Origin of the sequence: Thermovirga lienii (assembly GCF_036847465.1) — a bacterium.
GTDB classification, from domain to species: Bacteria; Synergistota; Synergistia; order Synergistales; family Thermovirgaceae; genus Thermovirga; species Thermovirga lienii.
Genome location: NZ_DAITZW010000060.1, coordinates 1 through 4622 on the forward strand (window position 1 = coordinate 1; position 4622 = coordinate 4622).

General features: G+C 44.8%; 6 protein-coding genes. All 6 read right to left on the bottom strand.

The genetic code is table 11. The features are described from left to right. Positions 1-3 precede the first annotated feature (3 nt). Positions 4-399: a hypothetical protein gene (locus V7Z69_RS09455; protein ID WP_334139745.1), complete on the bottom strand. Its 396-nt coding sequence runs from the start codon at positions 397-399 to the stop codon at positions 4-6. A 189-nt stretch (positions 400-588) separates the two neighbouring features. Further along, positions 589-915 carry a hypothetical protein gene (locus V7Z69_RS09460; protein WP_334139746.1) on the bottom strand — a complete coding sequence of 109 codons (327 nt, stop codon included), beginning with the start codon at positions 913-915 and terminating at the stop codon, positions 589-591. 325 nt (positions 916-1240) lie between these two features. After that, the gene (locus V7Z69_RS09465) at positions 1241-2545 is read right to left on the bottom strand and encodes a TrbI/VirB10 family protein (protein ID WP_334139747.1); all 1305 of its coding nucleotides are present in this window, start codon (positions 2543-2545) and stop codon (positions 1241-1243) included. A gap of 14 nt (positions 2546-2559) precedes the next feature. After that, entirely contained in the window at positions 2560-3693 is a 1134-nt protein-coding gene (locus V7Z69_RS09470) for a TrbG/VirB9 family P-type conjugative transfer protein (RefSeq protein ID WP_334139748.1), read from the bottom strand. A gap of 16 nt (positions 3694-3709) precedes the next feature. Next, on the bottom strand, positions 3710-4411 hold the full coding sequence (locus V7Z69_RS09475; RefSeq protein WP_334139749.1) for a hypothetical protein: 702 nt from the start codon (positions 4409-4411) through the stop codon (positions 3710-3712). Positions 4412-4427: 16 nt separating this feature from the next. Continuing rightward, positions 4428-4622: hypothetical protein (locus tag V7Z69_RS09480; RefSeq protein WP_334139750.1), on the bottom strand; the 195-nt coding region annotated here is incomplete at its 5' end.

The window sequence follows — 4622 nt, forward strand, 5'->3', positions numbered from 1 at the left end:
TTTCTACACCCTCACTCTACCCTTCTGAAATTCCTGATACAGTTCAAAAACCTTAAACGATGTGCGTTCCTGTTCTGACTGCAGGAACGCTACACCTCTTTTATTTATGGCGACAACCTTCATTGGTTTGTCATTGACAACTACATGACGGGCTTCTTGGAGTTTTCTAGCGAACTCTTGAAGATTCTTTGCGAAGGTTCGACCTTGAACAGCCAGCCTACAGATATTTACTATTTCCTTTTTCCAGTCTTCCATCTGATATCCCGCAGGACGCCCCGGACGCTTCTTATACTCTTCTTGTTTTTCTGTTGCAGTCTTACATACCTGCCCACGACCTCTGCCTCCAAGAGAAGTATTAGTTTCCTTATTCCATAAAGTCTCTAATAACAACTGCTGCACTGTCGAATGCCTCCTCTCCCGTTTTCTCTCTAAATATATTATAGCATTATGATATAAAAAAGCATATCCAAACTATAATATTTAATATATTCAACAAAAGGAAAGAGGCAAGTGTACAAAATAAAACAGGCCCCTTGCCTAAACAAGAGACCTGTCGGATACAAATTTTTACTACAGTTATTACAAATGTTAATTAGTGGGTATTGCTGGCTCTCCTTGAGGAAGAGCTATAATAGGCTCTACCGCCTGCTGTTCGGGAACGGCAAGAGGCAGGTCGCTCCCATTGCCCATTATCTGCATGTGAAAGTATTCATAGTGTCCTGCCGTCATAATGCCGTTGTTCTGAGTAGGATACACCCACACCCTGAAAGGCATTAACACCGGCATTTTGCTAGGTTCATCAGTAACTACCGACATCGCCGCTGATACAGAACTCCCCGCTCCCGAAGCAAAAGACGAAGAAGCAGCCGCAAGAAGCAGGCACAAGCCCAAAAGTAGAGACATTTTCCTCTTCATATCATTCCTCCTTTCTTGTCTTGAGAATTGTCGCGTTTGTGCTCCATAACCTAACAGGTTGACTGTTTTTTTTGTAGGCCTCCAATAGAAAATATAGTTTTATCGTGTGTCGGAAACAACTGTGACATGCTCCCACCACCTACGCTTCGCTTAGAGGTGGGGCTTCTCGGGTAATCTCATCTCATGATGAGAAATTGACCGAGCTATCCCCGTGTGTCCCACGGTTCATTATTTAGAAGTGGGAGACTTCTTTCGGAAAAAATGTTAAAAAACAAAAAAAAAGAGGCTCTTTTCCAAGAGCCTCCTGTATAGAAACCCGCTGGCACTACTCCTGCACTACTCCACTCTCCAGCAGGACATCGAGCGGAATTGTCTGTGTTATCTGTATCATTACTGGCGTATTGGCGTTTACCAACATGACTGGTTTTTTACGCAGATAAGCCTCCGTAAGCATAGACGACATTGAAGTCATAGTTCTAGCCAATCCCTGACGTGCTACGTTTTCTGCCGTATATTTAGGTGTCTCATACACGTATCTATCGTTAGTTACCCTCGTGTCCATCTCCTGAGCGACCTCTGCCGCAGAAGCCAATAGATTAGGGATAAGCAGGTTCCAAGCAGCTTGGTTGACCGGGTCGATGTACTTGGAGATCAGCCCGGGACTGCCTGTGGCCTTATCCAGTACAACTCCAGAAACAGGAATAGTGACATCTCTGTACTGCATAGCCTCAAGTTCTACAAAAATACGTCTTGCGTCAAAGTCTGATACTACACGCCCCAGAAATTTAACTCCTGTAGGTAAAGTAAACTGTCCTGCCTGTACCGGTTGGGTAGTAGTAATCACAGCATAAAATTTTTCTGTGTTCGTGTCTATTTGAGCAGATACAAGTCGGGTTTCCAATATACCGTCAATCATAGTGCCAACCTGTATGCCTTGCACCTTGGAATACAGGGGCTCCTGTTCCGCTGTCTTGGCAACTTCTTGGGCGATAGCTTCTTGTGTTTCTCTCCATACTGCTACCCGATTTAAGATTTGTGAAGATGCAGTAGAACCTTTTCTAGGCTCCAACGGCTGTTGTGCAGCAGGAGACTGTTTTAACTGTTCCAACTGCCTCTGCATGGCTTGAAGCTGACGCATGATAGCCTCTGTCTGCTTATCAGAGTTATCCTGTTTCTGCATTGCGTTCATCAAATCTTCAATGCGGTTGTTGATCCTTCTGTCTATTTCTCTTGCCCATTGCTCTCTCTCTTGTTCTAAAAGGCCTATTCTCTTAGCCAGCTCCTCCCTCTCTTTCAGCAGTTGCTGATATTCTTCTTCAGAGACCTGCAGCAGTGTAGTCTCCTGCTGCTTGTTAGGCTTAGATGATAAAAAAACATCTTTAAAAGTAAGTACACCAAAGACACCCATTGCCAGTAGAGCAGCTATCCCGCCTATCAAAACAATCCTTATCCTTTTCTTTTTTACGTCTTGCGGTGAAAAATGCGGCTGTGTGTGAGAAGGATCTACAAAACCCGCTCCACTATGTGAATCATCGCTGTGTTCTTCATAATCTATTGGGCCTTGGTTCATCGGACCATGCTCTCTCTCATCGTCACGGCGAAATTCGCTTTCAAAATCAAATCCCTGCATAAGCTAACCCTCCTTTACTCAGGGAAATAAAGTACAGTTCCTGAAGTGCTGTTTGACTGCGACTGTGTTGTGTTTGTTGACGCGGCTGGTGCAGTCTGCTGTTGCTGTGCGGCAGACTCCTGCTGTTTTTTCTTCTGCATCTCCTGATACATCTCCTGCAGCTTTTCATCAATAGTCTTGGCGGGGGCAAAGTTTTTCTTCCCTCCAGCTTTAGGCGTTGTGGGCAGAGATACCGCTATAGGGAGCATTCTGTTCCCCTGTAAGGCAAAGCGGAAATTGAAGACATTAGGCACCTGTCCGCTGTTCACTATCATGAACATGTCTATGTAATCTCCCTTGTTGAGGAGGGGAACACCACTCGTCTGTGTGCCGGGAACAACTATCTTTTCAATATTCTGTGTCCAGACAGACCTTTCATCTACCATAAAACTGGAAACAGGCACGTCTTTATCCTTTACCTGCGGAGGAAGAACATTCATAATACGCACCCAATAAACCGTTTTTCGGCTTCGTGGGAAGCACACCACCCTCTGAAGGCTTACCCGGCACCCAAGGCGGGTAATAGGATCATACACATATCCTGCTGTATCTGGGGACAAAATAGTCATGGGAATAAACTGAAACTCCGCAGGCCTACGTCCATAGTACGCCGACCATACAAGAGTCTGTACGTCATCAGGACGGACGTTTCTGTAGGGATCATTAACCACCACTCGTGCGTCGTAAGGCAGATACGGGTTCTCTTTTAGTATGATGACATATACACCCCGTTCCGTAGTCACTATCATGTTCGTTGCTTCTATTTCCTGTACAGGCTTCACGAACACAGAATTGAACTCTACAACAGTATCAACTACAAATCCCTCAGGCTTTCCTATATGTACCATTACAGGCGGAGCAGGAAACTGTATCTGTGTGACGTTATCTATTTGAAGGTACACTTCAATTGGCTCTCCTTCAAACGGAACAGTACGAATATGAGCATAAGGGTTAGTTTTCTTCTGTGGGTACCGCTGCCCCTCGACAGGATAAAATTCCCCCTTAAGAGGCGGATACGAAGGCGTAGGAGGAGAAACTGCAGCGAATGCCGTAGAGGTCAATACAGCCGTCAATGCTAGAGATAACACGGCTTTACTGTACTTAGACATACAACCACCACCCCTTTTATTCTTTTGTAGTTCGTTCTTCTTGCAGTCCGAAGACATATAAACCCCAAGGATTATCCCGTGTAATTTTCCCCTTAACTACCTCGACAACAAATACTTTCCTCTCTTCTTCAGGATCTTTTACAAGTGAGGAGGCCCTGTAACCTGTGGCATATACCCTAACGCTGAAACCACTGTTAGACGCCTTGATTAGCTCCACGCCGTTGATAGTTGTGCTCTGTACCACATTGTTCCGCCTGACAGTCTCTACAAACTCCCTACCCATCTTAAGCCGCCATGCCTTCACAAACTCAGGTGTCGCAAGTTTGAATGCTTCGGAAAAATTCGTCTGAACATTCCCGGGACCGTAATTCAAAAAGAGGCTCAAAAAATCTTTGACAAACATTTGGTAATCTAATGCTCTACTGGAAGCAGGAGTGGCATATAGAGGTTTCCCGTCCTGTACCACCAGATAGACAGGCTTATTATGCAGCATCACCCATGCTGTTATAGACGAGGACAAGAGGACTAAAACCAATGAAATAATTGCAACCCAACCTCTAAACTGAGCCGCAGAAGCCATAGCCCCCCATGCCTCCACATACTTGGGAACCTCCTTCTTCTGAAATTCCACCTCAATGTCTCCGCCAGTATGTAAGTGCTCCTGTTCAACGACGTTTACTGCGTTCTTTTTCTTTCGTCTCCCAAACACTTCTATCATACCCCCTATAGCTGTTCTAAATATTTATCTCCTCATCAATATCAGTAGCACCATCAATGTCTCTTAAACCACCAAATAGTCTATAAGGATTAACAAGGGGATACACCATCTTTTTGAAAAACATCGCGGCTTTATCGAGTTTGACCCGCCAACCTTTTTTTGCAGATTTTGGAGTCATAAAGGATTTACAACTTCCACAACGGACTTTTCC

Coding starts and splice junctions, on each gene's coding strand:
- V7Z69_RS09460 (WP_334139746.1), bottom strand. CDS start 915: ATGAAGAGGAAAATGTCTCTACTTTTGGGCTTGTGCCTGCTTCTTGCG.
- V7Z69_RS09465 (WP_334139747.1), bottom strand. CDS start 2,545: ATGCAGGGATTTGATTTTGAAAGCGAATTTCGCCGTGACGATGAGAGA.
- V7Z69_RS09470 (WP_334139748.1), bottom strand. CDS start 3,693: ATGTCTAAGTACAGTAAAGCCGTGTTATCTCTAGCATTGACGGCTGTA.
- V7Z69_RS09475 (WP_334139749.1), bottom strand. CDS start 4,411: ATGATAGAAGTGTTTGGGAGACGAAAGAAAAAGAACGCAGTAAACGTC.